The organism is Stenotrophomonas maltophilia group sp. Smal17, assembly GCF_030237045.1.
In the GTDB taxonomy this organism is placed as follows: domain Bacteria; phylum Pseudomonadota; class Gammaproteobacteria; order Xanthomonadales; family Xanthomonadaceae; genus Stenotrophomonas; species Stenotrophomonas forensis.
Window position 1 is genome coordinate 1 of record NZ_JASJSU010000089.1, and the last position, 1,871, is coordinate 1,871.

Annotated in this window: 1 protein-coding gene; it reads left to right on the plus strand. The window is 65.4% G+C overall.

From position 1 onward, the window contains the following. The first annotated feature begins 1 nt into the window (after position 1). A complete protein-coding gene (locus QRO93_RS17765; protein ID WP_285304300.1) occupies positions 2-1,816 on the plus strand; it encodes a M1 family metallopeptidase in 1,815 nt (604 codons plus the stop codon). The last annotated feature ends 55 nt before the right edge of the window (positions 1,817-1,871 follow it).

Below are 1,871 nucleotides of genomic sequence, written 5' to 3' on the forward strand. Positions count from 1 at the left end.
CGTGAACGCCGACAACCGCAGCCACGACGAAAGCTCGTACGCCGAGCCGGACAAGGTCGTCATCAAGGACATCGCGCTGGATCTGAAGCTGGACTTCGACCAGAAGCAGATCGGCGGCACCGCCACCTACACCCTGGAATGGAAGCAGAAGGACGCCAAGCAGCTGGTGCTCGACACCCGCGAGCTGACCGTGTCCAAGGTCGAGGCGGTCGCCGCCGATGGCGCGCGCAGCCCGCTGAAGTTCGAGCTGGCCGCCGCTGACAAGGTGTTCGGCAGCAAGCTGACCATCGAAGCCCCGGAGCAGCCGGCCAAGGTGGAAGTGACCTACCACACCGCACCGACCGCTTCGGGCCTGCAGTGGCTGGCGCCGTCGATGACCGAGGGCAAGAAGCTGCCCTTCATGTTCAGCCAGTCGCAGGCCATCCACGCCCGTTCCTGGGTGCCGCTGCAGGACACCCCGAGCGTGCGCTTCACCTACAGCGCGCACGTGGTCTCGCGCCCGGACGTGATGGTGCTGATGAGCGCCGACAACGATCCGAAGGCCGCGCGTGACGGTGACTACACCTTCAAGATGCCGCAGCCGATTCCGTCGTACCTGTTGGCCATCGCCGCCGGCGACCTGGTGTTCGAGCCGATCTCCGGCCGCTCCGGCGTCTGGGCCGAGCCGACCATGGTCAACAAGGCCGCCAAGGAATTCGAAGACACCGAGAAGATGATCGGTGCCGCCGAGAAGCTGTACGGCGAATACCGCTGGGGCCGCTACGACATGCTGGTGCTGCCGCCGTCGTTCCCGTTCGGTGGCATGGAGAACCCGCGCCTGACCTTCGCCACCCCGACCGTGATCGTCGGCGACAAGTCGCTGGTGTCGCTGGTGGCCCACGAACTGGCGCACAGCTGGTCGGGCAACCTGGTGACCAACGCCAGCTGGAAGGACATCTGGCTCAATGAAGGCTTCACCACCTACGTCCAGGGCCGCATCACCGAAGCCCTGTACGGCAAGGAGATGGCCGAGATGGAGAAGCAGATCGACCAGACCGACCTGCTGGCCGAAGTGAAGGACATGAGCCCGGCCGACCAGGCGCTGGCACTGCCGCCGCTGAACGAGCGCGACCCCGACGAAGCCCTCAGCCAGGTCGCCTACGTCAAGGGTTCGTGGTTCCTGGAGTTCCTGGAACAGCGCTTCGGCCGCGAGACGTTCGATCCGTTCCTGCGTGGCTGGTTCGATGACCACGCCTTCCAGAGCGCGAACACCGACCAGTTCGTCGAGTACCTGAAGAAGAACCTGCTGCCGAAGAATCCGTCGGCAGTGACCGAGGCTGAACTGAAGGCCTGGCTGGACGAGCCGGGCATCCCGGCGTTCGCAGCCAAGGCGCAGTCGCGCAACTTCAGCAGCGTCGATACCGCGCGCATCGCCTTCGCCAGCGCCGGCACCGTGCCGAGCAGCCAGGTCATCGCCGACTGGAGCACGCAGGAATGGGTGCGCTTCATCGACGGCCTGGGCGCCACCCAGCCGCTGGACAAGCTGGCCACGCTGGACAAGGCGTTCCACTTCACCGGTACCCCGAATGGCGAGATCGCCATGCGCTGGTATCCGCTGGCGATCCGCAGCGGTTACGAGCAGGCCAACGAAGGGGCCGCTGCATTCATCGAGCGCGTCGGCCGTCGCAAGCTGATCATGCCGATCTACGCTGAACTGGTGAAGACCCCGAAGGGGCTGGAGCTGGCCAAGCAGGCCTTCGAAAAGGCCAAGCCGGGCTACCACCCGATCACCACCGCCTCGGTGCAGGACATGCTGGCCAAGGCCGAAGCCAAGTAAGCAGAAAGCGCCGGGCACCCCCCGGCGCTTTTTTGTAGAGTCGAGCCATGCTCGA